The sequence below is a fragment of the Streptomyces virginiae genome, assembly GCF_040638905.1.
Taxonomy (GTDB): domain Bacteria; phylum Actinomycetota; class Actinomycetes; order Streptomycetales; family Streptomycetaceae; genus Streptomyces; species Streptomyces virginiae_B.
In genome coordinates this window covers 19,220-45,911 of record NZ_JBEZYV010000036.1, presented here as the reverse complement: position 1 = coordinate 45,911, position 26,692 = coordinate 19,220, and the positions used below count along the sequence as shown (strand labels likewise).

32 protein-coding genes and 5 pseudogenes are annotated in these 26,692 nt (G+C 69.3%); 21 read left to right on the top strand and 16 right to left on the bottom strand.

Features of this window, described 5'->3' with window-relative positions; translation table 11 throughout:
* Nucleotides 1–181: 181 nt before the first annotated feature.
* The 4 genes from AB0F82_RS32315 to AB0F82_RS32305 all read left to right on the top strand — a co-directional run bounded on the left by AB0F82_RS32315 (nucleotide 182) and on the right by AB0F82_RS32305 (nucleotide 2,582).
* Nucleotides 182–916 carry a MerR family transcriptional regulator gene (locus AB0F82_RS32315; RefSeq protein ID WP_362633926.1) on the top strand — a complete coding sequence of 245 codons (735 nt, stop codon included), beginning with the start codon at nucleotides 182–184 and terminating at the stop codon, nucleotides 914–916.
* The gene (locus tag AB0F82_RS32310; RefSeq protein ID WP_362633923.1) at nucleotides 913–1,752 is read left to right on the top strand and encodes a hypothetical protein; all 840 of its coding nucleotides are present in this window, start codon (nucleotides 913–915) and stop codon (nucleotides 1,750–1,752) included. Before AB0F82_RS32315 ends, AB0F82_RS32310 begins: the two co-directional genes overlap by 4 nt.
* A 243-nt stretch (nucleotides 1,753–1,995) precedes the next feature.
* The gene (locus AB0F82_RS38785; protein ID WP_436842216.1) at nucleotides 1,996–2,226 is read left to right on the top strand and encodes a zinc finger domain-containing protein; all 231 of its coding nucleotides are present in this window, start codon (nucleotides 1,996–1,998) and stop codon (nucleotides 2,224–2,226) included.
* A gap of 215 nt (nucleotides 2,227–2,441) precedes the next feature.
* Nucleotides 2,442–2,582: a hypothetical protein gene (locus tag AB0F82_RS32305; RefSeq protein WP_362633975.1), complete on the top strand. Its 141-nt coding sequence runs from the start codon at nucleotides 2,442–2,444 to the stop codon at nucleotides 2,580–2,582.
* 435 nt (nucleotides 2,583–3,017) lie between these two features.
* Here the strand turns inward: AB0F82_RS32305 and AB0F82_RS32295 are convergent, their stop codons facing one another.
* Together AB0F82_RS32295 and AB0F82_RS32290 are read right to left on the bottom strand one after the other, a co-directional pair.
* Nucleotides 3,018–3,869, bottom strand: a complete 852-nt coding sequence (locus AB0F82_RS32295) for an alpha/beta fold hydrolase (protein ID WP_362633920.1) — start codon at nucleotides 3,867–3,869, stop codon at nucleotides 3,018–3,020.
* The gene (locus AB0F82_RS32290) at nucleotides 3,866–4,378 is read right to left on the bottom strand and encodes a MarR family winged helix-turn-helix transcriptional regulator (protein WP_362633917.1); all 513 of its coding nucleotides are present in this window, start codon (nucleotides 4,376–4,378) and stop codon (nucleotides 3,866–3,868) included. The genes AB0F82_RS32295 and AB0F82_RS32290 overlap by 4 nt, the downstream gene beginning before the upstream one ends.
* 415 nt (nucleotides 4,379–4,793) lie before the next feature.
* Here AB0F82_RS32290 and AB0F82_RS32285 point away from each other — a divergent pair, with 415 nt between their 5' ends.
* Nucleotides 4,794–5,339, top strand: coding sequence for a hypothetical protein (locus AB0F82_RS32285; RefSeq protein WP_362633915.1), 546 nt, complete (start codon nucleotides 4,794–4,796; stop codon nucleotides 5,337–5,339).
* A 67-nt stretch (nucleotides 5,340–5,406) separates the two neighbouring features.
* Here AB0F82_RS32285 and AB0F82_RS32280 read toward each other — a convergent pair whose 3' ends face one another.
* The gene (locus tag AB0F82_RS32280; RefSeq protein WP_362633913.1) at nucleotides 5,407–6,294 is read right to left on the bottom strand and encodes a LysR family transcriptional regulator; all 888 of its coding nucleotides are present in this window, start codon (nucleotides 6,292–6,294) and stop codon (nucleotides 5,407–5,409) included.
* Nucleotides 6,295–6,373: 79 nt separating this feature from the next.
* On the opposite strand from AB0F82_RS32280, the gene AB0F82_RS32275 reads away from it, so the two are divergent.
* Nucleotides 6,374–7,294 (top strand): EamA family transporter, encoded by a 921-nt coding sequence (locus tag AB0F82_RS32275; protein ID WP_362633910.1) that lies wholly within the window; start codon nucleotides 6,374–6,376, stop codon nucleotides 7,292–7,294.
* Between the two features lie 22 nt (nucleotides 7,295–7,316).
* Nucleotides 7,317–7,604 (top strand): SDR family NAD(P)-dependent oxidoreductase, encoded by a 288-nt coding sequence (locus tag AB0F82_RS32270; RefSeq protein ID WP_436842215.1) that lies wholly within the window; start codon nucleotides 7,317–7,319, stop codon nucleotides 7,602–7,604.
* A 716-nt stretch (nucleotides 7,605–8,320) separates the two neighbouring features.
* Here the strand turns inward: AB0F82_RS32270 and AB0F82_RS32265 are convergent.
* The gene (locus AB0F82_RS32265) at nucleotides 8,321–8,533 is read right to left on the bottom strand and encodes a hypothetical protein (protein WP_362633908.1); all 213 of its coding nucleotides are present in this window, start codon (nucleotides 8,531–8,533) and stop codon (nucleotides 8,321–8,323) included.
* A 198-nt stretch (nucleotides 8,534–8,731) separates the two neighbouring features.
* Here AB0F82_RS32265 and AB0F82_RS32260 point away from each other — a divergent pair.
* Nucleotides 8,732–9,126, top strand: a pseudogene (locus AB0F82_RS32260) (transposase); the annotation flags it as partial.
* A 98-nt stretch (nucleotides 9,127–9,224) separates the two neighbouring features.
* Here AB0F82_RS32260 and AB0F82_RS32255 read toward each other — a convergent pair.
* The gene (locus AB0F82_RS32255) at nucleotides 9,225–10,184 is read right to left on the bottom strand and encodes a GNAT family N-acetyltransferase (RefSeq protein ID WP_362633905.1); all 960 of its coding nucleotides are present in this window, start codon (nucleotides 10,182–10,184) and stop codon (nucleotides 9,225–9,227) included.
* Nucleotides 10,185–10,311: 127 nt separating this feature from the next.
* On the opposite strand from AB0F82_RS32255, the gene AB0F82_RS32250 reads away from it, so the two are divergent.
* Together AB0F82_RS32250 and AB0F82_RS32245 are read left to right on the top strand one after the other, a co-directional pair.
* A complete protein-coding gene (locus AB0F82_RS32250) occupies nucleotides 10,312–10,491 on the top strand; it encodes a Tn3 family transposase (RefSeq protein WP_362633902.1) in 180 nt (59 codons plus the stop codon).
* 249 nt (nucleotides 10,492–10,740) lie between these two features.
* Nucleotides 10,741–11,805: pseudogene (locus AB0F82_RS32245) on the top strand (serine hydrolase domain-containing protein); the annotation flags it as partial.
* A 335-nt stretch (nucleotides 11,806–12,140) separates the two neighbouring features.
* Here AB0F82_RS32245 and AB0F82_RS32240 read toward each other — a convergent pair.
* Nucleotides 12,141–12,419: a hypothetical protein gene (locus tag AB0F82_RS32240; RefSeq protein ID WP_362633899.1), complete on the bottom strand. Its 279-nt coding sequence runs from the start codon at nucleotides 12,417–12,419 to the stop codon at nucleotides 12,141–12,143.
* Between the two features lie 133 nt (nucleotides 12,420–12,552).
* Here AB0F82_RS32240 and AB0F82_RS32235 point away from each other — a divergent pair, with 133 nt between their 5' ends.
* Both AB0F82_RS32235 and AB0F82_RS32230 read left to right on the top strand, forming a co-directional pair.
* Nucleotides 12,553–13,590, top strand: a complete 1,038-nt coding sequence (locus AB0F82_RS32235; RefSeq protein WP_362633897.1) for a winged helix-turn-helix domain-containing protein — start codon at nucleotides 12,553–12,555, stop codon at nucleotides 13,588–13,590.
* Between the two features lie 192 nt (nucleotides 13,591–13,782).
* The gene (locus AB0F82_RS32230) at nucleotides 13,783–13,965 is read left to right on the top strand and encodes a hypothetical protein (protein WP_362633895.1); all 183 of its coding nucleotides are present in this window, start codon (nucleotides 13,783–13,785) and stop codon (nucleotides 13,963–13,965) included.
* A 117-nt stretch (nucleotides 13,966–14,082) separates the two neighbouring features.
* On the opposite strand, the gene AB0F82_RS32225 is transcribed toward AB0F82_RS32230, so the two are convergent.
* The gene (locus AB0F82_RS32225) at nucleotides 14,083–14,703 is read right to left on the bottom strand and encodes a TetR/AcrR family transcriptional regulator (RefSeq protein WP_356812204.1); all 621 of its coding nucleotides are present in this window, start codon (nucleotides 14,701–14,703) and stop codon (nucleotides 14,083–14,085) included.
* Between the two features lie 118 nt (nucleotides 14,704–14,821).
* Between AB0F82_RS32225 and AB0F82_RS32220 the strand changes: the two genes are divergently transcribed.
* Nucleotides 14,822–15,772, top strand: a complete 951-nt coding sequence (locus AB0F82_RS32220; RefSeq protein ID WP_362633892.1) for an alpha/beta fold hydrolase — start codon at nucleotides 14,822–14,824, stop codon at nucleotides 15,770–15,772.
* A gap of 440 nt (nucleotides 15,773–16,212) precedes the next feature.
* On the opposite strand, the gene AB0F82_RS32215 is transcribed toward AB0F82_RS32220, so the two are convergent.
* From AB0F82_RS32215 to AB0F82_RS32205, 3 genes are all read right to left on the bottom strand, one after another.
* Nucleotides 16,213–16,635, bottom strand: coding sequence for a GNAT family N-acetyltransferase (locus AB0F82_RS32215; RefSeq protein ID WP_362633890.1), 423 nt, complete (start codon nucleotides 16,633–16,635; stop codon nucleotides 16,213–16,215).
* A 21-nt stretch (nucleotides 16,636–16,656) separates the two neighbouring features.
* Nucleotides 16,657–16,956, bottom strand: coding sequence for a hypothetical protein (locus AB0F82_RS32210; RefSeq protein ID WP_436842214.1), 300 nt, complete (start codon nucleotides 16,954–16,956; stop codon nucleotides 16,657–16,659).
* Nucleotides 16,957–17,301: 345 nt separating this feature from the next.
* The gene (locus AB0F82_RS32205) at nucleotides 17,302–18,087 is read right to left on the bottom strand and encodes an SDR family oxidoreductase (protein ID WP_362633887.1); all 786 of its coding nucleotides are present in this window, start codon (nucleotides 18,085–18,087) and stop codon (nucleotides 17,302–17,304) included.
* 97 nt (nucleotides 18,088–18,184) lie between these two features.
* On the opposite strand from AB0F82_RS32205, the gene AB0F82_RS32200 reads away from it, so the two are divergent.
* Nucleotides 18,185–19,066 (top strand): sigma-70 family RNA polymerase sigma factor, encoded by an 882-nt coding sequence (locus AB0F82_RS32200; RefSeq protein WP_362633885.1) that lies wholly within the window; start codon nucleotides 18,185–18,187, stop codon nucleotides 19,064–19,066.
* Nucleotides 19,067–19,806: 740 nt separating this feature from the next.
* Here the strand turns inward: AB0F82_RS32200 and AB0F82_RS32195 are convergent.
* Nucleotides 19,807–20,368, bottom strand: a pseudogene (locus AB0F82_RS32195) (IS701 family transposase); the annotation flags it as partial.
* A gap of 22 nt (nucleotides 20,369–20,390) precedes the next feature.
* Here AB0F82_RS32195 and AB0F82_RS32190 point away from each other — a divergent pair.
* Nucleotides 20,391–20,900, top strand: a complete 510-nt coding sequence (locus AB0F82_RS32190; protein ID WP_362633883.1) for a hypothetical protein — start codon at nucleotides 20,391–20,393, stop codon at nucleotides 20,898–20,900.
* Between the two features lie 39 nt (nucleotides 20,901–20,939).
* Entirely contained in the window at nucleotides 20,940–21,566 is a 627-nt protein-coding gene (locus tag AB0F82_RS32185) for a DUF7373 family lipoprotein (RefSeq protein WP_362633881.1), read from the top strand.
* 304 nt (nucleotides 21,567–21,870) lie between these two features.
* Here AB0F82_RS32185 and AB0F82_RS32180 read toward each other — a convergent pair whose 3' ends face one another.
* Nucleotides 21,871–22,191, bottom strand: coding sequence for a hypothetical protein (locus AB0F82_RS32180; RefSeq protein WP_362633879.1), 321 nt, complete (start codon nucleotides 22,189–22,191; stop codon nucleotides 21,871–21,873).
* Nucleotides 22,192–22,250: 59 nt separating this feature from the next.
* Between AB0F82_RS32180 and AB0F82_RS32175 the strand changes: the two genes are divergently transcribed.
* Entirely contained in the window at nucleotides 22,251–22,445 is a 195-nt protein-coding gene (locus AB0F82_RS32175) for a hypothetical protein (RefSeq protein ID WP_362633877.1), read from the top strand.
* 196 nt (nucleotides 22,446–22,641) lie between these two features.
* Here the strand turns inward: AB0F82_RS32175 and AB0F82_RS32170 are convergent, their stop codons facing one another.
* Nucleotides 22,642–23,076 (bottom strand): NUDIX hydrolase, encoded by a 435-nt coding sequence (locus tag AB0F82_RS32170; RefSeq protein ID WP_362633874.1) that lies wholly within the window; start codon nucleotides 23,074–23,076, stop codon nucleotides 22,642–22,644.
* A 96-nt stretch (nucleotides 23,077–23,172) separates the two neighbouring features.
* Between AB0F82_RS32170 and AB0F82_RS32165 the strand changes: the two are divergent.
* Nucleotides 23,173–23,364 (top strand): annotated as a pseudogene (locus AB0F82_RS32165) (IS630 family transposase); the annotation flags it as partial.
* A gap of 4 nt (nucleotides 23,365–23,368) precedes the next feature.
* Here the strand turns inward: AB0F82_RS32165 and AB0F82_RS32160 are convergent.
* Together AB0F82_RS32160 and AB0F82_RS32155 are read right to left on the bottom strand one after the other, a co-directional pair.
* Entirely contained in the window at nucleotides 23,369–23,836 is a 468-nt protein-coding gene (locus tag AB0F82_RS32160) for a hypothetical protein (RefSeq protein WP_362633871.1), read from the bottom strand.
* Nucleotides 23,837–23,905: 69 nt separating this feature from the next.
* Nucleotides 23,906–24,553, bottom strand: coding sequence for a hypothetical protein (locus tag AB0F82_RS32155; protein WP_362633868.1), 648 nt, complete (start codon nucleotides 24,551–24,553; stop codon nucleotides 23,906–23,908).
* A gap of 80 nt (nucleotides 24,554–24,633) precedes the next feature.
* Here AB0F82_RS32155 and AB0F82_RS32150 point away from each other — a divergent pair, with 80 nt between their 5' ends.
* Together AB0F82_RS32150 and AB0F82_RS32145 are read left to right on the top strand one after the other, a co-directional pair.
* On the top strand, nucleotides 24,634–24,897 hold the full coding sequence (locus AB0F82_RS32150) for a DNA cytosine methyltransferase (protein ID WP_362633865.1): 264 nt from the start codon (nucleotides 24,634–24,636) through the stop codon (nucleotides 24,895–24,897).
* Between the two features lie 265 nt (nucleotides 24,898–25,162).
* Entirely contained in the window at nucleotides 25,163–25,957 is a 795-nt protein-coding gene (locus AB0F82_RS32145; protein WP_362633862.1) for an inositol monophosphatase family protein, read from the top strand.
* A gap of 55 nt (nucleotides 25,958–26,012) precedes the next feature.
* Here AB0F82_RS32145 and AB0F82_RS32140 read toward each other — a convergent pair.
* Nucleotides 26,013–26,258, bottom strand: a pseudogene (locus AB0F82_RS32140) (ATP-binding protein); the annotation flags it as partial.
* Between the two features lie 168 nt (nucleotides 26,259–26,426).
* Between AB0F82_RS32140 and AB0F82_RS32135 the strand changes: the two are divergent.
* Nucleotides 26,427–26,564: a hypothetical protein gene (locus AB0F82_RS32135; protein ID WP_362633859.1), complete on the top strand. Its 138-nt coding sequence runs from the start codon at nucleotides 26,427–26,429 to the stop codon at nucleotides 26,562–26,564.
* Nucleotides 26,565–26,692: the final 128 nt, after the last annotated feature.

Below are 26,692 nucleotides of genomic sequence, written 5' to 3'. Positions count from 1 at the left end.
CACGGATAGACACCGCTGAACTCGACGAGTACGACGAGGGGTAGCGGGAGCAGACTCTGGCCAGATACGTGCGCTGGCGAAGACGTATCACTCCGGTGTGTAGACGCGCTTGAATCGTTTTGCGCCCGACGATACTTTCAGCGCTTGACCTTGACGCAACGGCAGGGCTTCTACTGGCGGCATGCGAATCGGAGAGATTGCCGCGCTCGTGGGGCTCACCACCCGGGCGATCCGGCACTACCACCATGTCGGGCTGCTTCCGGAACCGGAGCGGCGCCCCAATGGCTACCGGGCCTACAGCGTCCGTGATGCCGTCCTGCTCGCCCGGGTGCGCAGGCTCACCGAACTCGGCCTCAGCCTCCATGAAGTGCGCGACGCCCTCGCCGATGATGCCGGGCGCGAACTGGCCGAGGTGTTGGAGGAACTCGACGCCGACCTGGCCCGCCAGGAAGCCGACATCCGGGAGCGCCGCTGCCGACTCAGCGCCCTGCTCGCCGAGCCGCCCGGCGCGACCGGGCCCCTCTCACCTCCCCTCGCCGCACTGCTGGCACAGGCCCCCAGGACAGACTCGCCGAGCGCGGCCAAGGACCGCGACTACCTCACGCTGATGGACGCCACCGGCTCCGGTAGCCAAGAGATTTTCGCGCTGCTCGGACCACTGGTCGCCGATCCCGCGGTCGTCGAACTGTATGAGCGCCTCGACGCGCTCGCCGAAGCCCCCGCCGACGATCCGCGGATCGCACCTCTGGCAGCTGACCTGATGGCAGCCGTCCCCGAGGAGCTGTTCGCCGCGATCCCCGAGGACGGGGCGGTTGCGACCGGGTTCAAGGAGGCGCTGCTCGCCGAGTACGCCCCCGCGCAAGCGGAAGTCGTGGGCCGACTTATGGACGCGTTCATGGAGAGGGGTAGGGCATGAACGGCCGGCCAAGGGGCGTACGGGCGGCGCGGGTCGCGGTCGCCGCCGTACTGCCGGGGGAACTGGCCCTGGCGGCCTGCCTGTTGGCCGGGGTCCGGCCGCCCGAGTGGGCGCTGGCGGGCGCCGAGGCGCTGGTGCTCGCGGTGCTGCTGCTGGAAGCCTGGGTGCTGCGCTCGCTGTACGTCGCCGCGCGCGCCCGCGGCGCAGACCGCCGGGCGGCGCGGCGAGCTGCCGTACAGGAGGCGGTTCCGGTGACGGTCCGCCGCCTGGTCCTCCACGAGCTGCGCGCCCTCGCCTCCCTGGGGCGGTGGGTGCGGCGCGGCACGCACGGGGTGCGCCCCGGGGACCTCGCTGCCGCGTACACCGGGCCCCAGACCGCGATGATGTACGGGCTGCTCTTCGTGATGGTCATCGAGACGGTGGCCTTGGCCTTCCTCATCCCGTGGCCGGCGGTCCACCGGGTGATCCTGGTACTCGACCTGTACGGCGTCGTCCTCGTACTGGCCCTGCACGCCGCCTGCGTCACCCGACCGCACGTCGTGCGTCCCGACGGCTCTCTGCGGATCCGCTACGGAGCCCTCTTCGATCTCGCCGTACCGCCGGACGCGGTCGCCTCGGTCCGCGTCGACCGGCGCTACCCCGAAGGCGGCCTGATCACCCTTTCCGAGCACGGGGTCCTCGACCTCAAAGTGGGCAGCCAGACCTCGGTGACCCTGGAGCTGAACCGGCCACTCCCCTTCACCCGCCCGCTCGGCGCAACGGAAAAGGCCCACACCATCCGCTTCCACGCCGACGACCCGCGCGCCCTGGTCAGCGCCCTCCGTCAACCCGCCTGAGCACACAGGTTGGTCCTCGCCGCGGCGTGGCGCCCGGCAAGGTGCTCCGATCGGGCGCCGCACGGATGCATGTTCGACTTCTCGGCAATCTCGCACATGACATCTGTGAGAGTTCTGCGAGAGCCCCCGGAGTGATCACGTCTCCGCAGGTCACCGTTCGCAAAAGTCCTCTCGAAACCTGCATGTTGTGCGAGGCGCTTCTGAGAGGCTGCCGCCAAGGATCTCACGCCCGATCAGGCCGCATTGGCGGTAGAACGTCATGACTGTCCGAACTGTGAAGCGCCTGCCGGAAGCGCCTGCCGCACCCGGGGCGGGAAGACCGCCGCGAAGTACAACACCCCGCGCTTCGTCCTCGTCCGCGCGCTCCGCGAGGAACTGGAGATCCCCGTCCCCGTCGACGCTTCCCCGGCCGCGCGTGGAAGCAGGGTCCCGCGCTCGCCGTCGTGCCCGCGCCCCGCACCGAGCGGCCGGTGAGGATCGGGCACGCCCGTACCTCGACCGCCCGCCAGGAGCTGGCGAGTCGGCTCGAAGCCCTCCACCGCGCAGAGGGCAACAAGGTCTTCCAGGAGCAGATCACACCCGCCCAGCCTGACCGCCGGGCACACCGCGGCCGCCCTGCTGGTGGAAGCCGGCCCGGGCGCCCTTCTCGCCGACTGCCCCCAGGTCGACGTCCGTTCCGGACCCACGGAGTGGATGGCGATGCCCCCTCCTACGGCATCCGCTGGGACACGGCTCCGGACGACGAACTCCCCCTCCCGCCCGCCCGCGCCGTACGCCCGTACCTGGCGCAGGTGCTCGAGCTCGCCCTCGCCGCACGCGCTCAGGGATGACTGCAGTGGCCGGCCGCACCGGACGCCGCCCCGGCACGGTTGTCCGCGCCCTACGCGGTGGGAGCGGTGGTGCGCGGAGCCGAAGCTCTTCCGCCGGGCGACTACTGCACCCCGCCGTCTACGAGGGGGTGGTCGTCCAGGTCGGCAGCGGCTGGAACGGCGTCGACGCCGGACCTGGTCCTGGATGATGCGGGCCCGCAGACACGCACGCGACTGCGAGCGACTCATCAGCACTCCGAAACCCTCATCACCTGGGCAGCGATCACCCTCATGACCCGCCGGATCACCAAGACACGCAAGCCCCCCCGAGCGGTTCTCACCCCTACTCTGACCAGGCCCTCAAGCTCTCGGCCCCCGCCCACACAAAGTCAGCACCACACCCCGCCACCTGTCGGCGTACCCCCGAATGTGCCACGCCGGTACAGGTGAACGTGCTCAGTTGAGGTCGGTCGCGGACGCGAGGAAGGATGTGACCGCGTGGTTGAAGAGTGCCGTGCTCTCGAGGTTGACCATGTGGGCTGCCGAGGTGAAGCGTTGGTGCCTGGCATCGGGAACGGTTTGGGCGATGGCCTGAGCGTTTGACGAGATGTCACTGCTGTCGAGTTCTCCGTCGAGAACCAGGGTGGGCACGCCGATGGAGGCGAGCCGGTCCGCTGCACCGACTTCTCTCGGCCTCCCCGCCCCGAGCCCGCGGGCGTGCCGCACGACATTGGCGGACGCCGACGCATGCAGCCGCTCGCGCAGTTTACGGCTGACCTGGGACGGTTCACGGTACGGCCCGTCCACCCACATCCGGAGAAAGTGCTCCACGAACCGCTGCGCGCCGCCGTCCGGGTCACCCATCGCGGCCATCTGCTGTGCGGTGTGGTGAGCGACGTAGGGATCGGCGAAGGGCCGACCGCTCACCCCGGGGGAGGCAAGGACCAGTGCCGACACGGACTCCGGATGAGCTATCGCCGTATCGACGGCGGTCCGCGCCCCGAGGGAAAGCCCTACGAGCGTGGCGCGAGGGACATCGAGGTGGGTGAGCAGAGCGTGCAGATCGTCATGGTTGGCGTAGTCCCCGGCCACGGTGGAGGAACGCCCGTGGCCGCGGGCGTCATAGCGGATGACGCGGTACCCCAGGCCCGCGAGCCATGCGAACTGCTCGTCCCACATGTTCAGGTCGAGCATGCCGCCGTGGAGCAGTACGACGGTGGGTCCTTCGCCAGCCGACTCGCAAAAGAGCTCGCCCGCCTCGACGGGTACGGTGGTGGCTGTGACCGGGTGTGTCCGCGCATGCGTCATCGTGGGTCGTCTCCTCGATCCGTGGGGTGCGGCGGGGCATCCTGTGCAAGGTCCTTGAACTCTTCGCCAAGGCGACGGAGTACGTGCAGGGCCGTCGTGACGTCACCGGCGGTGAGATCGGACAGCCGGCGCCGCAGTTCGGTTTCTTCGGCTTCCTGGATGCCCCTGATGATGGCTTCCCCTTTCGGGGTGAGCCGGATCAGGCGCGAGCGCCGGTGCTCCGGGTTCGGGGCGCTCTCAGCCAGCCCCAGGGCTGTCGCATCGTTCACCAGACGCTGGACCGGCTGCCGGTCCAGGCCCAGCAGGCGGGCCAGTTGAGGAACCGTTCGGGGGCCGCTCCTGCGCAGTTCGTCCATCACCGCATGCTGACCAGCTGTCACCCCCGTGCCCGTCAGCTCCCGCTCCACGGCACGCACGACCGTACGGTGCAGCGGCCACAGGCTGCGGATCACTTCGTACAGCAGAGGCCCCAACGGGGGCTCATCCTTCGTACGCTCATCGACACTCATGATGTCATCATGACATCTTCTGTGTCTGTGTGGAGCTGGTGGCGGAGGTCCCGACCGGGCCGTGGGCCGGGGTGGCGTCTTTCGGCACCCGATGCGGTTCAAGCGGCTTCGCGTGGACGTCACGGCGCAGGATGTACCGGAGTTCGGCGCGGGGCAGGCTGCGGCCGCCGGGTGAGCGGCAGCCAGATAGAGCCCGGGCTGCTGGTGAGGGGGGAAGTACTACATGTCGTGGCGGACGGTCAGGAAGGCCGTCGACCCGGTCTGGCCGGAGCCGGGGAAGCAGCTGCCGCCGCGGCCGACCGGGGGATGCACCACCTGGAGCGGTGCGCGAATATCCTTGGCCGGACGCAGGTGGTGCGGAGCAGAGAAGGGGCGGGAGATGGATTCGGCGGAGCGCCGTCCCTCCCACGACCGAATGACCGGGATGCAGGGGTGGGACCCGGTGGCGGAGCTGCCGGACGGTGAGCCGGAGCGGAGTTTTCACGGGCAGTGGCAGCACCGTTCGGGGCTGAACGTGCCCGGGCCGTTCTACACGGCCGGCGCGGACGGCGGCTGGACCGGGCGCGAGTACGCACCCCGGCACGTGCTCTACGGCGACCGGTTGGAGAGATACGGCGAGTTCGTCTACCGGCAGCCGAAGACCCCCGATGAGGTACGTGCTCTCGCGCTGGCCGCGGCCGAGGACCTGCCGGCCGCGTGGGCCTGTGACGGCGACCTGCACTGGACGCCCGCTACCGTGCGTCAGTGGTGGCGCGAAAGACGAACGGTCGAGGAGTACATCGCGACGATGCTCGTGGAGTGGGAGGCGAGCGAGCAGGAGAACGAGCGCGAGGCGGCCGAGGGCTTGCGCGACTACGAGGCATACCTGGCCGGTGAGTTGGCGGACGATCTGCGGGCGTACATCTTCCGTCTGGAGCACGGCCGCTATCCGGGTGGCGGAGACGTGCTGCCGGAGCTGTGAGAGCACGGAGAAGGGTGGCCGGATGGCTCTGACATCCGGCGACCACCTATGAAACAGCAGCAGGGTTTCATTTCGAGCCGAGCATGGCGGGGATATCAAGAAGGGCGAGGAAGGCGGTCGCCGCGGGCGTGCGGCTGACGCGGCCGCAGATGACATACTCGACGCGGGCCGGCGCGTCAGTGACCTTGATGGTGGTAACGCCGGTGAGCTGAGACGCGTACGCGGAGGGGAGCATAGCGATGCCCAGCCCCTGCCCGACCAGGCGAGCCAGGAAGTCCGCGTTGGTCACTTCGAAAGCGACGTCACGGCTGAGACCGGCGGCCAAGAAGGCCTGGTCGGACTGGACACGTCCGGCTGTATGGGCCGGCAGGTCCACGAACACCTCTGAAGAAAGCCTGCGAAGGTCGACGGCCGGTTCCTCGGCGAGGGGGTGGTCCGGCGCGACCACGGCGACGAGTCGGTCACGGGCGAGTTCGCGGGCGTCGACACCTTCGGGTCGCGCGGTGGTGGGCAGTCCTAGGAAGGCCACTTCGAGCGCTCCCTCCTTGACCTGCTCGACGAGTTCCTCGCTCGCGCCCACGCGCAGGCTGATACGCACGTCCGGGTACTGCCGGTGGAAGTCGCGCAGGACGCTCGGGATGTCGACCGCGGCGACGCTGGGGATGAGGCCCACGGCGAGCCGTCCGCGTACCTCACCGACGGCCGCAGCGACCTCGGCGGCCGCGCGGTCGGCGGCGTCCAGACACTGACGGGCGGCGGGAAGGAACGCCGCACCGGCCGGTGTCAGCCGCACCCGGCGGCTGGTGCGCTCGAAGAGTCTCGCACCCAGTTCCTTTTCCAGGCGTGCGATCTGGTGGCTGAGGGCGGACTGGACGACCAGGCATCGCTCGGCAGCCCGGGTGAAGCTGTTCGTTTGGGCGACGGCGACGACGTAGCGCATTTGCTGGAGCTCCATGGATCCATCTTCTTTCGCGATCAATTAGATGACAAACATGTGTTGGACTCATTGATCACCGCGGGATGAGACTGCGGGCATGACCAGTCCAGCAACACAGAGAGTCCCCGCCGGGACCGTCAGTGGTGTTCCCCGTGGACATCTGCCGCGTGCCGTCCTGACAGCGCTCACTCCCATGGCGTGGGGCACGACCTACATCGTCACGACTGAGCTTCTCCCCCCAGGACACCCCCTGTTTGCGGGACTGCTGCGTGCGCTGCCCGGCGGCCTGATCGCGCTGGCACTCACCCGGGCGCTGCCGCGCAGAGGGTGGTGGGGGAGAGCCGCGGTGCTCGGCGTGCTGAATATCGGCCTCCCCTTCCCGCTGCTGTTCCTCGCGGCCGAACGCCTGCCGGGAGGTGTGGCTGCCACCCTGGCGGCGGCCCAGCCGCTCATCATCGCCCTCCTGGCCGTGGCAGTCCTGCGCGAGGCGCTATCCGCCTGGCGCCTCGTCTGGGGGCTGATCGGCATGGCCGGCGTCGGCCTGGTGGTGATCGGGCCGAGTGCAGCATTCGACGACGTGGGGATCGTGGCGGCGCTCGGCAGCGCGGCGTCCATGGCGCTCGGAATTACCCTCACCAAACGCTGGGGACGCCCTCCCGAGGCCGGTCCTACCGCTTTCGCCGGCTGGCAGCTCACCGCAGGAGGGCTGTTCCTGCTGCCCATCACGTTTCTGGCCGAGGGGGCACCTCCCGCCATCGACCTGACCGCCGCCCTTGGCTACCTCTGGATGGGCCTGGTCGGCGGACTGATCTCGTACGTCCTGTGGTTCCGCGGCATCACCACGCTCCCCGTCACCTCGGTCGCCGTTCTCGTCCTGCTCTCACCGCTGGTCGCCGCGGTGCTCGGCGCCGTCGTGCTCGGGCAGACCTTCGGTCCGGTCCAACTCCTGGGCTTCGGGCTCGCGCTCGCCGCGATCGTCGCTGGACAGCTGCCTACCCTCACCCGCTCACGCGGCTGATTTTCAACGGAAGGATTTCACCATGCCGAACAACAAGACCGTTCTGGTCACGGGCGCGACCGGCGGCCAGGGCGACGCCGTTGCCCGCAGCCTGCTCGACAACGGCTGGGGGGTACGCGCCCTCGTTCGTGACCCGGACAAGCCGGGGGCCAAGGACATCAAGGCGCTCGGCGCGGAACTGGTCACCGGCGACCTCGACGACGCGCAGTCGCTGCGCACGGTTGGCGGCGCAGGGGGTACATCGGCCCCGGGGATCAATCGAACCGTGGTTGGCGCTGAGATTGATCACGGTCCGGCTGTTGCAGCCTGAAGGGCGTTGACGCGGTTCTCGTACCGAGTTGGCGGTGGATCGCCTGGGTGGTGCTGACGCGCAGGGCGTAGCCCGGGCCGCGCCGTACGGTGACGCCGTGGTCGAGCGCGGCCTGCTCGGCGGGCTCCAGGTCGGAGCGCGGAGGAAGTCCGTGACCCTGCCCGGTATGTCGAGGGTGACCGGCAGCTCCGGGGCCGGGACGTCCTCGTGCTCGATGGCGGTGTGGTCGGGCATGAGGTCGGCGACGGCCGTGCGGATCGCGCCGCGGCTGACGCCGTGCTCGCGGGCGAGGGCGGCGATCGAGCGGCCCTCCAGGTAGGTGTCATCGACGACGGGATCAACGTCACCGTCCGGCTGGGAGACCCACCCTCCCCACTTCCGGAGCCCGTCGCTGAACTCATGCGGGCACACGTCCAGTCCTGCCAACACCTGCCCTACTCCAGCAGCAGGAGCTCACAGTGGCTCTTCCCTGGACGGCAGCCCGGCCAGCCGATGAACCCGGTCAGCCTTCAGGTCCACTTGCGCGAGATCGGCGTCCCGCCGCAACGCGGCAGAACCTCCGCAATTCGACAGCTCGTCCTCCAGGCCCCGGCCCCCGTCATCGCGAAGGCACTCGGCTACCACGACAAGACAACCACCCGCCTGCTTACCGAAGCCGGAGGAACCTGGAGCCGATACGCCCCTGGCGACCACTCACGGCGACGTCAGGATTGACCTCACTGAGTCCAGTTGTGGAAGCGCGCCCGCTTGGGACCGCACGCGCCGTCGGCGAGGGTCTTGTCATAAGCCCGCTGCACGGCGGCGTCGGTTTCGGCCTTCGGCGCATTCATGGGGATGTAGGCCCCGGAGTATACGACGCACGACGAGTCGTAGACCGGCCACAGCGCCCACGACCCGAACGCGACGACGGCGGCCATCATTGTGAGCACGGCTGTGACTCGGCGGCGCGGCGTGGAGAGAAGACGGGATATCACCAGCGGATGGTACGGAACGCCGCACAGGCAGCGGACGGCCGGGGGTTTGTGCCAGCAGATGATGGCACCTTCGGCGACCACACACGGTGACACCACGACTGACCCCACCGAGGAATACGCGACACCTCAACATGTGGGCCTACCAGTTCCAAGGCTGTCATCCGCGTCCGCGGCCGCTCCGCCGACGCACCTCGGTCACCGCGCTGTGCTGCTACAAACTGGGGGAGAAGAGCCGCCTCGTCCACCGGCCTCGCAACCATCGCCTCCTCGAGGGCGCCCGCAAGAGCTTCTCCTGGCAGGACTACCGCGACCTGCTGGTCAGGGCCCATATCCAGCTCGACGGCCCCATCGTGGTGGTCTGGGACAATCTCAACACCCACCTGGCCGCCGGGCTGACGCGGTATGCGGCCGAGCACGGCTGGCTCACCACCGTCCGCCTCCCGGCATACGCACCAGACCTGTACCCGGTTGAAGCCGTCTGGTCACTCGTGCGCAGAGCCATGGCCAACACCGCCTTCAACACCCTGGACAACCTCGACCGCACACTCCTCGCCGGGCGGTCGGCGCACCGCCGCCGACCGCCCGGACCACCGCGACCCCGGCCGCACAGCCGCGCGCGCGGCGGCGGCCGGCGGCACGAACTGGGCTACAGCGTGAGCTGGAAGATGGCGACGTCACGTTCCCGCCGGTAGCCGAGGGCCTCGTTCACCGCGCGCATCGGCGTGTTCTCGTCCGCGACCGTCGTGACGATCCGGCGCAGTCGCGGGTACCGCCCGGCCGCTTCCGCCACCATGCGCAGTTTCACGGCGCGGCCGAGGCCGTGGCCTCGGTGGGCGGCGCCGACCACCGTGTCGTTCTGGAGAGCGCGCGGGCCGGTGGGGTCCAGCAGGACGAGTTCGGTGTACGCAGCCACCTCGCCCGCTCCGGTCACGGCCGCGACCGTGATCACCTCCCCGCCCCGGTCGATGATCAGCTGTTGGAGCGCGTGCAGCCGCTGCGCCGTCCAGACCTGGATCCGCTCGTCCATGTCCCCGCTGGGCGCGTCCTCCATCGCCCCGCGGACCGCGGCGGCGGCCGGCGCCCAGGCGTCGGGGACCAGACCGTGCCAGGTGTGGAGCTCGTAGCCGGGTGTGGTCGGGACCGGCGCGGGCCCGACGGCGGGGAGTTCCTGTTCGTACCAGCCCATCGACAGTACGTTGTCGAACCCCACTGACTCCGCGAACGCCTGCCCCGGACCGCCCAGGTCCACCAAGGCCGCGACCGAGGTCCGGCCCTCGGCGAGCAGTTCCCCGCGGACCCGCTCCCACAAGGCGGTGCCCACGCCACGCCGCCGCTCCTGGGGACGCACGGTCAGCACGTCCAGGAAGGCGGTGTGCGTGTTGCCTTTCTCCGTGAGCAGGAGCAGAGCCGCCACGCCCGCGCCATGCTCCGCCACCCAGAGCACGGGCCGGCCGCGCACCGGCGGCACGCACAGCCGCCCAGCGACCTCAGCCCGCGAAGGCGCGGGCAACTGCGGCAGATCGGCGGCCCCGGCGGCGGAAAGGACCTCCAGCCAGGCATCCACCTCGGCGTCGGACGGAGGCAGGTCGAGGGAGTGGATCATCATGTCCCGACCCTAGACGGGCCGCGCAGGCGCCACTGAGCGGTTTTCGGTCACGCTGGCGCCGCCCTGCCCCGCCGGACCGAGCAGGCCGGCAGAGGCCACCTGCAGTTCACACGCTGACGGTCTCCAAGTGGAGAACTGGAACTCCGCGAACAAGGACCTCTTCTACGGCAAGGACGGCGACCTGGCCGGTGCGGACAGAGAGTCCCAGGAGGTCAGCATGCTCGCGCTGCACGTGCTCCAGTCCGCGCTGGTGCACTCACCGACGCGGACCGGCGGGCGCTTTCGCCGCTGTTTTGGACCCATGTGAATCCGTACGGCCGGTTCGAGCTGGACATGAACAGCCGTCTCGATCTGGACCTGTCCGTCCGGACGGCGGTGCCCGGTCCGCGTACACCGCAGGGTGAGGCTGCCGCAGCCTCGGCGTGACACCCGGGCTCACCCAGGCCCGGAATGGGTAGGGACGACGTTGCCCGGGACGCTTCAGCGTCCCGGGCAACGTGCATGAGCGGTCTGTCTACCGCGGGAGCCGCAGGCGTTGAACCGAACCCTCCACGGCCGGGACACCATCTTCCGGATGGCCTCGACGACCAAGCCGGTCGCGGTCGCCGCGACTATGGTCCTGCTGGACGAGTGCCGACTGCGACTTGACGACCCGATAGATCAGTGGCTGCCGGAACTGGCCGACCGGCGGGTGCTCAAGCGGCCCGACAGCCCGCTGGACGACACCGTGTCGGCGCGGCGTCCGATCACCGTGCGGGACCTGCTCACCTCTACCTGCGGGCTCGGGCTGGATATGACGGCGATGGGCTCCCCCATGATGAGCGCGTACTTCGAGCAGCGGGTCTACGGCGAGAACGGATGGATGCTGCCGGCAGTGGAGCCGGATGAGTGGATGCGCCGCCTGGGCACGCTGCCGCTGATGTACCAGCCCGGAGAGCGGTGGCTGTACAACGTCAGCGACGACGTGCTCGGGGTGCTGGTGGCCAGGGTCACCGGCCAATCGTTCGAGGTGTTCCTGCGCGAGCGCATCTTCGATCCGCTGGGGATGAAGGACACCGGGTTTCACGTGCCCGCCGACAAGATTCACCGGCTGCCGCCCCTGTACGCCCCCGATCCGCAGACCGGAAAGTTCACTGTGGAGGACCAGGCTGAAGGGGGGCACCACAGCAAGCCCCCGGCGTTCGAGTCCAGCGGCGGCGGCGGCGGACTCGACTCGACCGTCGACGACTACCACGCCTACTTCCGGATGCTGCTCAACCACGGGAAGCACGGCACCGAGCGGATCCTGTCCCGGCCGGCCGTCGAGCTGATGACCACCAACCGTCTCACGCCCGAGCAGACAGCCGCCCTTCAGGCCTGGGCGCGCAGCGTCGTCCATCTGTCACACGGTCAGGGGCAGACGGGCCGCTGGGGCTTCGGGATGACGGTGCGCACCTACCGGGGTGACTACGCGCCCATCGGCCAGTTCGGCTGGGACGGCGGAGCCGGCACCACGACCTACGCCGACCCGAACAACCAGCTCGTCGGCATCCTGCTCACCCAGACCGGGATGTCCACCCCGGACTTGGCGCGGGCCATGCAGGATTTCTGGACCACCCTCTACCAGGCAATCGACGACTGACCTGCTTACCTGGTCGAGGTCGGTCCTGCAGAAGACCTCGGCCAGGCTCCGCCCGTCTGCGCCTCCACGTTCGTGGTCAGCTGCACGACCGGCGCAAGGCAGCCGCTGCCGCCCCCTCGATGGCACCCGGCGCCGCAGCGCCAGACCCCATCGCAGCAGCACGGGAAGCCGCTCTCGGGGATCACTCGAACCGTCGCCGCCGCTGCAAAGGATTTTGACCCTGGCCTCTCACAAACGACCGTTTACGAGAGCTTGACCCATCGGAGCGCCGCGCAACCCGCCGCCGGCCCCATGCGGGGCCGGCGCGTCGCCCCGGCCCCGCTGTCGGTCACCGACTACACGAAGATCCACAAGCCGTAGCGGGTGCCGTAGCGGATGCACGTGTGGTTGTCGCCGGCCATCGCGGTCCCCGCGATGTGGCACGCCGTGCTACTGGGGTAGTAGCCGATGAACACCTTGTCGGCCGCAGCGGCCGGGACGGATGCCGCCTCGCTCGACGGGGTAGTCGTCGGTGCGGCCTGAGCGGTGCCCGCCGCCATTCCGAGTCCGAGTACGGCGCCGAGCGCCAGGCTTCCCACTGCATTGCGCATGCGCATGACTGTCTCCTCTGCCATGTCGACTTTCTTGGGACTTTGCGGTCGAGGAGAATCTTTGCCTCGTTCGATGCGGAGTTCGACTCGATTCGGCCTGGGCCGAAGCGAGCGCGGCGGGAAGGATCGTCGGCGGGGAGACGGGGAAGGGGACGTCGTGCTACGACTGCACTTCGCCGCCGAGGACCTGGCGCAGTTGCGCGTCACGCCGTTGGGGCCGCTCGCGGAGACGGCGATGAGCTTGCGGACCGTGCAATGGCGGGACCGCGCGGTGCTGTTCGGAGGGTGGCGTGCGCGAACCGGTCCACGGATCAGCGCTGACGGGAGGGAAACGGCCCGGTTCCTCAGTCCGACCGCCGGGGGGCTGGTGGATCTGTTCACCCTGACAGGCGCGGCGGTCACGGTGGACGAGGGGCTGGAGCGGTTGATCAGTGCATCGGACGAGCGGCTGCGATCGGAGTTCTCCGTACGTCCGGCACCGCGAGAGGCGTCGTGGACGACCGAGGTGATGGATGCCGATCCGCGGGCGGTGCGGAGGCTGGCTGTCGCACTCAAGAGCTGCCACCAGGTCGCCATCTCCCCGTACTGGGGGCCCATGGAGCAGCACTTGCGGGCAGAGACGACGCGGCGTGGCCGGCTCATGGTGCAGAGCGGAGTGGAGGCCCTCCTGCGCAGCCTCCACCCCATGGCCGTGTGGAACGCCCCCGTGCTGGAGATCCCGGGCTACCGACCCGTGCTCCAGCCGGAGACGGACTTCCGCCTGTCGGGTCGTCCGCTCGTACTGGCCCCGTCGGTGTTCTGCGGGCCGGTCCCGCAGTTGTTTGCCGGACCTGAGAACGACACGGTCGTCATGGTGTATCCGGCTCTGCACGACCCGGTCGACGCAGCTGCCTTGTGGGCTCCTTCGGCTCCGGCAAGGCACATCGGAGCCTCGGTACCACCGGCCCTGTCCGCTCTTCTCGGTCATACCCGGGCTGTGGTCCTGTGCGTGATAGCCGACCATCCGGCGTGCACGACCACACAGCTCGCCCGGCGGGCGGGCGTGTCACCGGCCAGTGCCAGCGAGCACGCCACCACCCTCCGCAAGGCGGGGCTGACTGCTCTCGCCCGGGAGCGGAAGGCCGTCCTCCATACACTGACCCACCTCGGTCTCACCCTGCTGAACAGCAACGGCTCAGCTCAGCCCGGCTCCTGAAGGCCGGGGGACCCGTGCCCGTCATGCCTGGGATGAGCCGGTCTGGTGGTACGAGCCAGGGGACTCCGTCACGCCGTTCCCCTTACCTCGGTGACCGGGGGGCGTGAGGGCTCGACCGAGTGCTGCGGGGTGGCCGACCAGCAGCCGCGAGAGAGCGAGGTCTCACCGTCAGGGGGATGGTTACCGAGCACCGTGCACGGGCAGACAGCAACCCGGTTTCCTGGTCCGCTACCGGACCCCAACATCCGGGAATCCACTCTCGAAGGGCTGGACGCCGCGGCCCACAAGGGCAACCACGGCGGCCGGCCCCCGGTGATCACCGACGACATGCTGCACACCGTGCTCCGCCGCCGCGGCAACGGCGAGACCGTCTAAGACATCGCTTGGCCGCGGTAATGAGGCCCTGCGCCTGCTCCGTCCGGGCCCCGGGGCAGTCCTGTCCTCTCCAGGGTTCAGTTCGTTGGGTGGAGTGCCGGTGTGATGCCGTCGGGATCATGCGGGTGGGGTCTGGCCGGTGTTGAAGATCCGGTCGAGGTGGTGGTGGAGCACCGCGATGGCCGATTCCGGCGTTCGTTGGCCGACGAGGATGCTGGTGCCCATGGTTGCCGTCATGGCGAGCAGGCTGATCGCTTCTGTGCGCGCGTCGATACCGGTGTCGGCCAGGCCGGTCTTCTGTGCCTGTTGGAGCAGTCCGGTCAGCGCGTTCTCGGCGGCGTCGGGGTTGTCGATGAAGGGCTGGGCGGCGAGGGCCTCGTCGGTGACGGAGAGGATCGAGTAGGAGCTGTAGAGGAGGTGGAAGGTACGGCTCTCCTCGTCGGTGGGGAGGGAGGCCAGGAGCAGTGCCTCGATGGTCGCCCGTGGACCCGGGTCCGGTCCGGCTGCGGCGAGGCGGGCGCCCACGCGCGCGGTGAAGCGGGCGGTCAGGTGCTGGAGGCCGTAGAAGAGCAGTTTCTCCTTGGTTTGGAAGTAGTACTGCACGAGCCGCAGGGATACTCCTGCCTCGGCTGCGACGTCGCGCATGCCGACGGCGTGCAGTCCGCGTCGCCCGGCGACCTGGATGAGTGCCTCGGCGATCTGGGTGCGCCGTTCCTCGTGGTCCACGCGCTTCGGCATGTGCCGTGCCTCCGCCTGTCAGTTGTCATCCGGCCGTTCCGGATCCCTTTATGGTACCGCCGTATTACCAATGTGGTACGGTCGTATCACGACGAACGGATCTTCCCGGAGGTGCCCCGTGCCCAAGAACACGACCCGAGTGCGACGCGACATCGGCCACTACGTGAACGACGAGCTGCGCGACCGCTACTTCGCCACCTGCGACGCGCTCTTCGCGAAAGGCGCACCGATCCGCTCCGAGATGGACGTCGAAACGAGCTTCGGCACCACCCACGTCTACCGGTACGGCCCGACCGACCCCGCCGCCGAGGCCCGCACCCCGGTGGTCCTGATCCACGGCTCCGGCGGCTGCTCCGCGATGTGGTACCCCAACACCCCTGCCCTCAGCGCCGAACGCCCCGTCTACGCCCTCGACACCCCCGGCGACCCCGGCCGGAGCATCCACCGCGAACCGATGTGGCAGCCCGAGCGCGCCGCCCAGTGGATGGACGAGGCCCTCGACGCGCTGGGCCTCGACAAGGTCCACCTCATCGGCTCCTCCTACGGGGGCTGGCTCGTCATCAACCAGGCCCACCTGAGGCCCGGCCGCCTCGCCTCGGTCACCGCCCTCGACCCCGGCGGCCTGGAGAAGGTAGGCCTGCGCTTCTTCGTATGGATCTTCGCCAGCCTCTTCGCCACCTACGCCCCCAAGGCGCTGCGCCCGCGCCTCGCCAAGTGGCTGGAACAGCCGGTCATCGCTGTTCCCGAGCTGCGCAAGTGGATCCAGGCGGGCGTCCGCGCCTTCCGGATCCGCCGGCCCGCGCCGCTGCCGCTGTCGGACGCGGAACTGGGCTCCATCCGGACGCCGTTCTACCTGGTCATGGGCAAGCGCAGCCTGCTCGTACACCCGAAGCGGCAGCTGGAACGCGTACCGCGCCTGATCTCCGGCGCCCGCGCCGAGATCGTCGCCGCGACCGGCCACGGACCGCAGATCGACCACCCCGACCTGGTCAACGCCCGGATGCTGAGCTTCATGGAGGACATCGACTCCCTCGACCCGGCGGCGGCCCGGGGCACCAGGGGTGCGTAGCCGCCAGGGCCGCAGACGCGGACTGTCCCACCGCGCACAACAGAAGCGGGACGGGCACAGGGCACTCGTTACCACCGCGGCCGACCCGGGTGGTCGGGTGCTGAGACCCGCCGCGGGGTTGCTGGTCGAGGACCGTTTCCCCGACCTGATCAGCCTCGGAACAACAGCAGCCGCACGGCCTGGCCCTCGATGGCGAACTGGTCGTCTGGGACGCCGAAGCGGGGCGCTTGTCGTTCGAGGCGTTGGCCGACGCCAGGCCGCCGCCCGCAGTCGCGGCGCCGCCGGCCTCGCCGCCAGGTGGCCTGGCCTACCTCGTCGCGTTCGACCGGTTGCACCTGGACGGCCAGGAGCGCCTGAGCGGACCGCCGACGAGCGGTCGTCCACCGCCACGCCGCGGCCGGCACGGCAGCCGGCCCGCGACCTGGCCCTCGTCGAACACCTCACGCACCGGACGCCGCAGGCAGGCCGCCACCATCCGGTGGCGGCAGTCCTACCGAGGGAGCCACCGGCCCCCGGGCGGTCAGCACATCGGCTTCGTGGCGCCAGCCGAGGAAGGAGTAGAGGCGCTGGCCTTCCTCGCTGGCGATGAGGAGACCGGTACGGGCGCCCTGGGCCACGGCGGCTTCCGCCAGAGCGCTCATCATGGCGCGGCCCAGGCCGCGTCGCCGGTGCGCCGCGTCCGTCTCGATGCGATCGGCGATCGCATCGGAGCCGACCACGGCGATGGTGCCGCGCGCCGCCACCTCTCCGGAGGAGTCATGGAGGGAGACGACCGTGACCGGCCCCTCCGTGCGGACCTCGCGCTCGTACGGCGCGGTGGGCGCGTACTGGGTCTGACCGCGGCGGATCGCGAAGTCGTCCACGCCCAGCACCCGCGGCGTGCTCTACTGCGGATCAGGCAATGCCATGACCCTGCGCAACAAGGTCATCCTTCCGCGCCGAAGCCCGGCCGGCCGGACGGCCGCCGGCCCGCCCGGCCAGCGCAAGCCCCACTCGCGCAAGGCGCGGTTGAGCCGAGTCGTGAACCGTGCGTAAGGGGCGGCCAACCGCGAGAACGGCTCGGCGAACGTCCGACGCGGACAGTCCGCCGCCCCACAGATGAACCGCCGGACCACCAACCGGATCACGAAGCCCTGCTCAGCGAGCGGAAGATCCTTGGACCTGCGGTGATAGTGGTCGTGCACCCGGTCCGAGAAGCAGCCGCAGTTGGTTCTGGCACAGGTTCTGCGAACCGGCGTCGACCCGGTTCATGCCCATCTCCTGGCGAGCCGCCGACCTGCCAGTTCGCCCGAGGCGCGGGTTTCGGCCACCGAGGCTCGGCTCGGCTTCACAGAAGCTGTGCCGGAACCCGGGTTTCGACAGCACGCCGTATTGCGGGAGGGTCCGGCGCCGGGATGGTGCGCGTTGCCGAAGGTGCAGCAGTACTCGAAGGGTGAGGCCCGGAAGGCCTCGTAGACGAGCCGGTGACGGCTGTGGCGAGCAGATCTCGTCCGCGATCCGCTGTACCGCTGGTGTCGTTGGATGACCGGTCACGAGGCGAGGAACGCTTCCCAGTCGCGGCCGACGATCCAGGCGTCGTCACTGGTGAGGTTGGCGCCCGCCCGGTAGGCGCGGCCCACCTTGCCCGGGAGGCGGACCGGCAGGGTGCGGCGCGGTTTGGCACCGGCGGCGACGCGCTGCGCGGCGGCCAGTTCGGGTAGCGTGTACACGCCCGGCCCGGCCAGGTCGGGTACCCGTCCGGCTGGAACCCCGAGGGTCAACTCGGCCAGCTGGGCAGCGACTTCTGCGGCGTCCACGGGCTGGAAGCGCAGTCCGCCCGGCGCCGGCACCAGTGGCATCCGGCGCATCGCCATGACCATCTTGAGCAGCAGCTCGTTGACCTGCGCCGCCCGCAGCACAGTCCAGCCGATCCCCGACTCCATGACGGCTCGCTCGGCGCCCGCCTTCGCCCGGAAGTACCCGAGCGGCATCACGTCCGCACCGACCACTGACACCAGGACGAGGTGCTTCACCGTCCCGGCGGCCTTTGCGGCCCGCACCAGTCGCGCAGTCGCCGCATCGTCGCCCTTCGGGCCACCGGCCAGGTGCAGTACGGACTCGGCGCCGCCGATCAGGGCCGGGTCCAGTTCGCCGTCGGCCAGCAGGTCGGCCTGTACGTATTCGACGCGCGGGTCCGGTGCGATGTTCGCGGGGCGGCCGCCGCGGGACAGAACGCGGACGGTGCGACCGGCCCCGACCAGGAGCGGGACGGTGAGGCGGCCGATGGTGCCGGTGCCGCCGGTGACCAGGACGGGGGTGTTGATCTTGCGGGTCATGATGGTGTCTCCTCGATCTTGGCACCGTGGGGATCGGTGCGGGGTCTGCCGTGGTCGTTCTGCTTCACTGACACGGCTGCGCGAGGGGATGTGACAGATGGCGGAGAAATTTCTTCAGGCCGAGCGGTACGAGATGGAACGCCCCCATTTGCGGGCGGTGGCCTACCGCATGCTGGGATCGCTCACCGAGGCCGACGACGCACTCCAGGAAGCCTGGCTGCGGGCGAGCACCACCGACATCGCCGATGTCCGCAACATCGGCGGCTGGCTGACCACGATCGTCTCCCGGGTCTGCCTGAACCTTCTCCGCGCCCGGCAGGCTCGACGCGAGGAAGGCATCGACGGGGCGCCTGTGGCACAGGCCGGGCCGGGGGCCATCGATCCGGCGGCCGAGGCCGAGATGGCGGACGATGTCGGTGTGGCGCTCCTCGTGGTCATGGAGGCACTGGGGCCGGCGGAGCGGCTCGCGTTCGTGCTGCACGATCTGTTCGCGGTGTCCTTCGACGACATCGCCGTGATGCTGGACAAGACGCCGGCCGCCGCACGCCAGCTGGCCAGCCGCGCCCGACGGCGCGTCCGCGGCGCCCAGCCCCCTACCGGATCGGAACCCCAGGGCCGAAAGCGACAGGCCGTCGACGCCTTCCTCGCTGCGACCCGAGCCGGGGACTTCGAGGCACTGGTAGGTCTGCTGCACCCGGACGTGGTGCTGACCGCGGACCCGGCCGTGATCCCGACACCTGAACCGGTCGTGGTGCTCGGAGCGCACATCGTTGCCAAGGGAGCGATGGCGGCGATCGAGCGGGCCGCGACGACCGGGGTGGCGCTCCTGGACGGAGAGTTCGGGCTGGTCATGGCCGATGGGCGCGGGCTGCGCCTGGTTATGCGGTTCGCGGTGAAGGGGGAGAGCGGCCTGATCACCGAGGTGGAGGTGATCGCCGATCGAGATGCGCTGGCGGGCATTGATGTGACCGCGCCCTGAGCAGGCCGAGCGGGAGGACACCTGCCAAGATGTCGCGTTGAGGCGGCCGGACGCCGAGTCGGCCCTGGTCGCCTTCGCCGCCATGCCCACCGGCACCTGCAACGAGAAGCTCCGTGAGGATGGTGGGGGATCACTCCGCTTCGTGTGATCGCATGCCCCGAGGCTAGGAACCCGCCCTGGTACGGCACATCGCCCAAGGGCACGAGGACCCCGGTCCCGTCCACCCCTGGCCCGGGACCTGCGGCCCGGTCCGGCTTCCTCCTCCGGTAGGAGACCGAGTCGCTGTGGCACACGAGCAAGCGCCCCGGCAAACCACCCCCGCCTCGGCGGGGAGCACGGCCAGCGGGCCTCGCCCCGGAGGACGGGGGACGGACCACCCCGCGTCGGCGGGGAGAACTCGTCCGTGCCCCCGGGGCCGCCCTCAAGGGCAGATGCACAACCGCTCCCACCTTTGCGGTGACCGCGGCCACCGCGCCCGCTACGGTGAGTCGGCGCCGAAGCCGGCGTCCCGTGTCCGCGGCGCGTGGTGCTCGATGAGGCGGCGGAAGCCCGCCACGGCGTACCGCTCATGGTGGAGGATCCGAGCCCGGGGGTGCCGGCGACCTTGGTCATGAGCTGCTGGGCCGGGGCTGCCGGCCGACGGCCAGGACCCGCAGGCCCAGGCACTCCGCGCGCCGGTGCAAGTCCAGGACGTGGAACAGGCCGGCTGCGTCCCATGGCCACGACGCCGTGCAGGTCAGGCAGTAGGCCATGTAGTAGGAGTTCTCCTTGGGCGGCCGATGCTGCGGCGGGCGATCACCCGGTGCCGGCGTCTTGGCGGTGCCAGGGCCGGACCTTGACCCTGGCCCAGTCGTAGCCCCTCGGGCCGAGAGCCCCATTGCCGCAGGAACGGCGTTTCCACTTATGCCGCGGCAGCCCGGGGAAACAGGTCGTGAACGGGATGGTCGATGGCCCAACGGGTGACGACCGTGTCGGGGTGGGTGGTGGCCATGATGTGGAAGGCATCCGCCGCTCAAGCTCCGTGCGCCAGCCCTTGGAGAACCCGTAGGCGGCGTCCGCGGTCACCCACCGGAGCGGGGATCCGGTCCGCGATCGCGCGGCGGCCCATGGCCTTGGCCGTCACCACCTTCGTCTCGAAGGCGACCGTGTCCGCAATGCCGGCAGCTCGGCACCGGTGACGGTCGCCCGTCCATGAGGTCGGCAGATACAAGCGGCGGTCGATCACGTGCGGCCGCGAGAGGAGGCATAGGCGAGGAAGACCCCGGTCTGGGAGTTCTCCGTCCGGCCGGCGGTGCCGCGGACCGGGCGCCGACAGCCTGCCTGGGTGGCTGAGATCTGGGACGAACAGCAGTTGCTGGGCAACGGGTTCGAGCGCGTCTACGCCGAGCTGGAGCGGTATGACGGACCCCACGCGGGACTCGCTGACGTCGATGGGGTCGCGCACTACTTCCAGGGCTACGACTTTGACCGCCTCGATGACTTCGACGAGTACTCCGTGTGGCCCGCGGGCGAGGTCCTCGTCGCGTTGGAGCGGGAGCAGTGGGCGATCTTCGCCAGGTGGAACAGGCAGTACGAAGCCGGGATGGCCAAGCCGGACAGTCATCCCGGGCATGGGGGGATTGACGCTCGGTACGACGAGTTGACAGCGCGGCTCGCGCCGCACCGTGCAGCACCCGTCCATGCGCGGCGGCTGGTCGCCGAATGGCGGTTCATCGACGGCCCTCCATACCGATCGACGGGGTCGACTACCGGGTCAAGTGGCATCCGGGCTGATGACTCAACAGCTCGATCCACGCCCCCCACCCCCCGGAGCAGGCCGAGTGAGTGCTGGTGATTGAGTGAGGGGTCATCAAGCAGTGAAGAAATGAATGGGGTGCAGGAAGTGAAGGCCGTTGTGTGGGGGACTGTGTGTGTGGTGGCGCTGGTGGTGGCACTGACCGGTTGTGGGGGCGAGGGAAACACGGCCGTAGGCGGAATCGGAAGCGGCGACGGGAAGGGCAAGACCTCCGGCGCGCTGTCTGCGGAGCAGGTCCGGTCGGCACTGCCGACCAACGAGAGCCTGGGTGAAATCTTCGTCGGCAATGACGCCGTGGTGGGTGAGGGGGAGCAAGCGCGCCAGCACTGCGCCGAGCAAACCGGCACTACGTGCAACGGTATGGTGGCCGTGGGCCACAAGGAGGCTGCGGTGAGGGGGAAGGCGAGCGGCGACGAGGTCGAGTTCACCCTCTTCGCGTTCGATTCGCCGCAGGCCGCGAGCGCCGCAGCGAAGGGCCTGGCAGCCAAGATTCGGGGCCGCGAGCCCGCGCCCGAGCCGACGCAGATCGCCGCCGGCGCGGACGAAACCGAGGGGTTCACCAACGGTAGGAAGAGGACCGATGTGGTCATGCGCGTCGGTAATGTCCTGGCGTACGTCCTGGCGAGTACGAGCAACAGCGACAACGTGAAGCAGGTGGCCACGCAGCAGGTCGACCTGATCAAGAAGGCCGCTCGCCAGCCCTGATGGCACTCCTCGGTTCCTCCCATAGGTCGGGAACGGGTAGCGGGCATGCAGTGCGACCCGCCGCCATCTCAAACAGCCGAAGCAGCTCCGTCAGCACGGCGGGCTGCATCCTTCGGTTGGATTGAGGGGGTCTTCGATGAGCGCCTCGACGATCCGCTTATCGGGGCGGTCCGGATGCCCGACATCACCGGCTGGACGGCAGACGAGCTTCAGACCGGCGCTGCGCTGATGTGGTGAGGCGGATGGTCTCGTTCGGCTCGATCATGTCGTTCCTCTCGGAGGTGTTCGGGCAGGAGGGTGCGGGTCACCAGTAGGCGGGAACGGGCGGGCGGGGGACCGCCGGGAGGTTCCAGTTGACCCACCGGCCGTGCTCGACCGAGCCGACCATGACGGTGCCGGGGCGGTCCCGCTCTTGCAGCATCTTCGTGAGCCGGGCACAAGACTCGGTGATGATGCGCGGATCGGTGAAGGCCTCGAAGGCAGCCACCCTCAACTCCGCGTCGCGGGCCCAGGAGGCGAGCAGTCCCTCGTAGTCCGCCGGGGCGACCGCCCAGAAAAAGGCGTGCGCGCCGTCAAGGGAGGTGACGCAGGCGAAACGGACGTCCGGCAGATCCCAGGTGGGCACGAGGGCGCTGGTGAAGCCCTCGCCAGGAGCACGTCCATCGTGGCGTCCTGCGCCAGGGAGTGCTGCCAGCGCAGCACCTCATCCGGGACTCGCCGGTCCGCCGGGCGCTGGGCGTTGCGCTCCAATACGCGCTGAAGGAGATCCCGCTGACCGTGGCGGGGCTCGACGACATCGACCTCAAGCCCGAGGAGATCGCCCACGTCCTCCGGGGCACCATCGGCGCCGGCACCTTTCGGACCGAGGCTGCGAAGTAGTTGTCTGTCTTTGTGGACTTGCCGTCGGGGCCAACGCCAAGGTGCGGCGGCCCCCGACAGCCCTTACGGTGTGCTGCGGCTGTTGGTTGCTGTGAGTTGCTCGGGTTGAGACGGGCGCAGTTTGTTGGCACGGGCCGAACGGCGGGCGTTGGCCAAGGGATCTCAAGAGCGCTGCGACTGTACCTCCGCGCCCCCCTTAGCCGAACAGACGCCCCAGCAGGGCGCCTTGGCCGGACTGAAGGATGTGCGCGGCCTCCAGCGGGATCCAGAAGCACTCGAAGTGCGTTGGCTCCTGCTCGCCGTCGTGGTCCTCCTGGCTCATCCACCGCTCCGGCGTCGGTTCGGTCAGCTCAAGGTGGAAGACGTGCCGGTGCTGGATCTCGAACCGGTACGGGCTGATGTCGTACTCGGTCTCGCCGAGCTTGCGGACGATCTTGAAGTCCGACAGACCGGTCTCTTCGCGGGCCTCGCGCAGAGCGGCGGCTTCCGGAGTCTCACCGAGGCGGATACTGCCTGCGGGCACTTGGATGCCGACCTCCTCGTAGGAGTAGTCGGTGTGGCGGAGTACCAGCAGGTGTCCGTCACGGACGACGTAGACGAGGGCCTTCTCTTTCATGACCTTCTCGGTCAAAGCGACAACCTCCACTTAGCTCGTTCCTATTCTTCCGGCCTCGACGCCGAAGGTTGGGCAGGCAGCCGCGTGACCGTTGGTCTGTGACGCGCCACGCAGTTCACCCTGGCCAACTCGAACCATCCCAACCACACGGTCCAAACCCGGGCCCTCCACGCCTACCTGCGCTGGCGCAACCAGAACCCCCGCCACCCCGACGTCCTCGCAGCCCAACGACGTGAACGAGCCCGCATCCGCAGTGAGAAGGATGTTCGCTGGGGAGGTCGTCCCACCACGATGGCGGCCTGAGCGACTACACCTGCTCCTGATACACCCTGATCTCGGTCGGCTTGAGTCTGTGGATCGTTGCCCAAGCTGCCCGCTCGGTCAGTCCTTGAGCCCACTCTTCGAGATCGTCTCCAGCATCGTGGAAGAACCACGAGTCGAAGCTTCCGAGGGCCGCCAGGGCGGGTGCGAGTCCGTATCTGAGCTCGCAATGGACCTGCACGTAATGGTCGTGATCACCATTGCTGTCGGAGATCTCGAACTGCCGGGTGAGGACCAGCGTGAATGCCGGAGGACCGTCGAACGCGTGGGTCCCGTACTGGAACAGAAGACCGTCAGCGTCGGGTGTGTCCGAGACGTCGAACAGCCGTCGACCGAATCGGAGGAAGGCAAACCAGAGGCCTTCCGTGACCAGATCGTCAAGCGCTCGCTGCCCTGACCCCAGTTCGCCCTCGAGCATTCCCACGGCCTCGTCCACCGACAGTCTCCGCGTCATGCCCGACCTCCTCGTCCACCGCAGCCGGGCTCAGGGTACTGACCCCGGTGAACCTTCCCGGTCACAGCACTAGCCGGCCTTCTGCAGCTGCTCGTGCTGCCGCTTCATGAGAGCGGCCGGGATCGGATCCCCCTCTGTGCCGGTGAGGTAGACGGCGCGTGACCCGCCCGTGCGCACGATCGTCATGGTCTGCCCCTTGCTGGGGCCTTGGGGGCTGACGACGGAGAAGGAGATGGATTCGTCACCGATTCCGACCGGCGGCAGCGCCTCGAGGGTGTTCCGCTCCGACCAGCCGCGCCGAGAGGAGAGCGTGAAGCCCTTGCACGTGGCGACGGCCGCCTTCAGCTCGTTCATTGACGCTTTCGCCTCGCCTTCCGGGTAGCTGGTCAGTACCACGCTCGCCCCCGCGGACGTGTCGCCGACCTGGAGGGCCGCCCAGGCAGTACCGGTGGCAGCGCGCTTGGGCGTGACGCTCCGCAGGTCCGCCACCGGCTGACAGGCGGGCTCGGACGCCGTGATCACGTCCACGTCTTCGAGCAGGGGCTCGCTCTGCGGGCTCGCCTCGTACCCCGAGTGCTTCCCGCTCAGCACGGCATCCGCGAGCTCCGCGGAGGTGAGCGGTGCGCCCCCTCTCCCGCCCGTCTCCCCACCGGAACAGCCGACCGCCGCGGAAGACAGGGCAAGGAGCACCACCGCTCCCCGTATGTAGCCACGCATGCCGCTTCTCCCACCCCTTGAACCATGAAGATCACATTCTGCCAGCCAGCCGGCTGGCCGGCCGTGATCGCAACTGGTGGATGGGGCGGCGAGACCATGCTCCCCTCGCCACCCGGGACTCAACCGGAGTCCTCACCCCGGCCGACACAGCCCCGGAGCAAGCCCTCAGCGTCGAGGACTGCCACTTCCGGATGCTCCAACCGCGCGAGCAGCTCGCCGCCCAGCGCTTCCCCGGCGACTACATCATGCGCGGCCACAAGACGGAGCACACGCAGCAGGCGGGCAACGCCGTGAGCTGCAACGTGGCCCAGTGGCTCGGCGCCCGAGTCGCCGCCGCCCTCTGACCTGTCAGCTATCGCTGCAAATCAACTTCCGTCGGGTGGGGCAGCCGGACTGCCTCACCCACCCCCCGACCGCACGGAGGAACACCATGACGACCACCACCGACACCCGGACACGGTAGCGGGGCCGTCACACGGCCGTCCTGGTCGCCGGCCTGGCTGCGTCAGTGACAACTGGCCCCAGCCGTAGGTCAGTTCTGACTCCGCTTAGGGGCGCTAGGAGCAAGATCTGAATGTTGGAAGTGACTCCGGAGGTATTCTGCACGACATGATCAACTCATACGTTGGCCTTGATGATGCCGGGGTTGCGATAGCTGCGGCACGTGCTGGCGCGGACGTGGTGCACAACATGTACGGTCAGCGGCTCGCCCGCATCGATAAGGGCGCCGGGGACTTCGCCACCGCTGCCGACGTCGAGGCCGAGAAGGCGATCCTCGGTGTCATCCGTTCCGCTCGACCCGATGATGCGGTGCTCGGCGAGGAAGGCGGGCAGCAGGGTGCCGCCGAGGCTATGCGCCAATGGTTGGTGGATCCCTTGTGCGGCACGCTGAACTACGCCGCCGGCAACATGCTGGTGGCCGTCAACGTGGCGTTGCGGGAAGGGGCGGCGGCAGTGGCCGACCCGTTTAGTGGCGAGGTCTTCTTCACTGACGGTGAGACCGCCTGGGTGCGGCACGACGGGGCTGATGTGCAGCTTTCGTCTACGTCCGCCACCCGGCTGGTGGACGTCAACCTGGATCCGCCGTTTCCGAGCGCGCCCGGCTTCCGGGCCGTGGACCTGCTGGCCAACCCCGGGTTCGTCGAGCGGTTCCGGCCACGAGTCGTGTCCACGACGCTGGCGTTGGCCTGGGTCGCAGCGGGCAAGCGCGCCGCGTACGTCACCGATGGCGGCGACCTCTCCGCGAGCGTGCATTTCGCCGCCGGCATCGCTCTGTGCCAAGCTGCTGGCTGTGTGGTCACCGGGATCGACGGCGCCCCGATCGGGCAGGCGGGCCACGGGCTTGTCGTAGCCGCCGACGCCGAAACCCATGGGCTGCTGATGTCGATGATCAGCCGAAACTAGAGCTGCACTTGGAAGCGGCCCCCGCGTCGGCCGTGGCCTGGGTGGGGGTGTCAGGTCAACTCGCCGCTGCTGCTTCCGCGCGGGCCCGGGTGATGGCCAGCGGGTAGGAGTCGGTGCCGGTCTCGATGATGTTGCCGCCGAAGGCGCGGCGGTCGATGATGGCCGCGCAGAGCCGGGGGTCGGTGAAGGCCTTGGTCCATCCTCCAAAGGATTCGTTGGAAGCTATCGCCACAGAGCTCTTCTCCTCACGCTCGGTTAAAACTTGGAAGAGGAGTTCGGCTCCGCGTCGGTCCAGTTCCATCCGCAACCGAACCTCTCGGTACGACATATGCACATGTGGAGCGCGAACCCGAGCCGGTGATGCCTGGACAGCCGTGATCGTTCTCACCGATAACCGCTGTACCGATGTTCCCCGAGGCCGAACAAGGGCGGACGCCGCCCGGCCGTCGCGGCCGGGAAGATTGAGGTCGTGCGCATCGCATACCTCGAAGGCCGCTCCATCGCGGCCCTCGCCCGGGACCACGACGTCAGCCGCGGCGCCATCCGTACCGCCGTCGCAGATCGCCTGCGAGTACACGGCCGCCGACCCGGACACACCGACCACTGAGCTGCCGATCGTCCTCGACATGCCGGGCAAGGTGGCCGACTTCCTCCGCGCGGCCGACCTGGACCCCGACGAGCGCGCCGCGCTCGACCAGGGCGTCACCGTACGGCGCGGCCAGGGCTACACCCTGC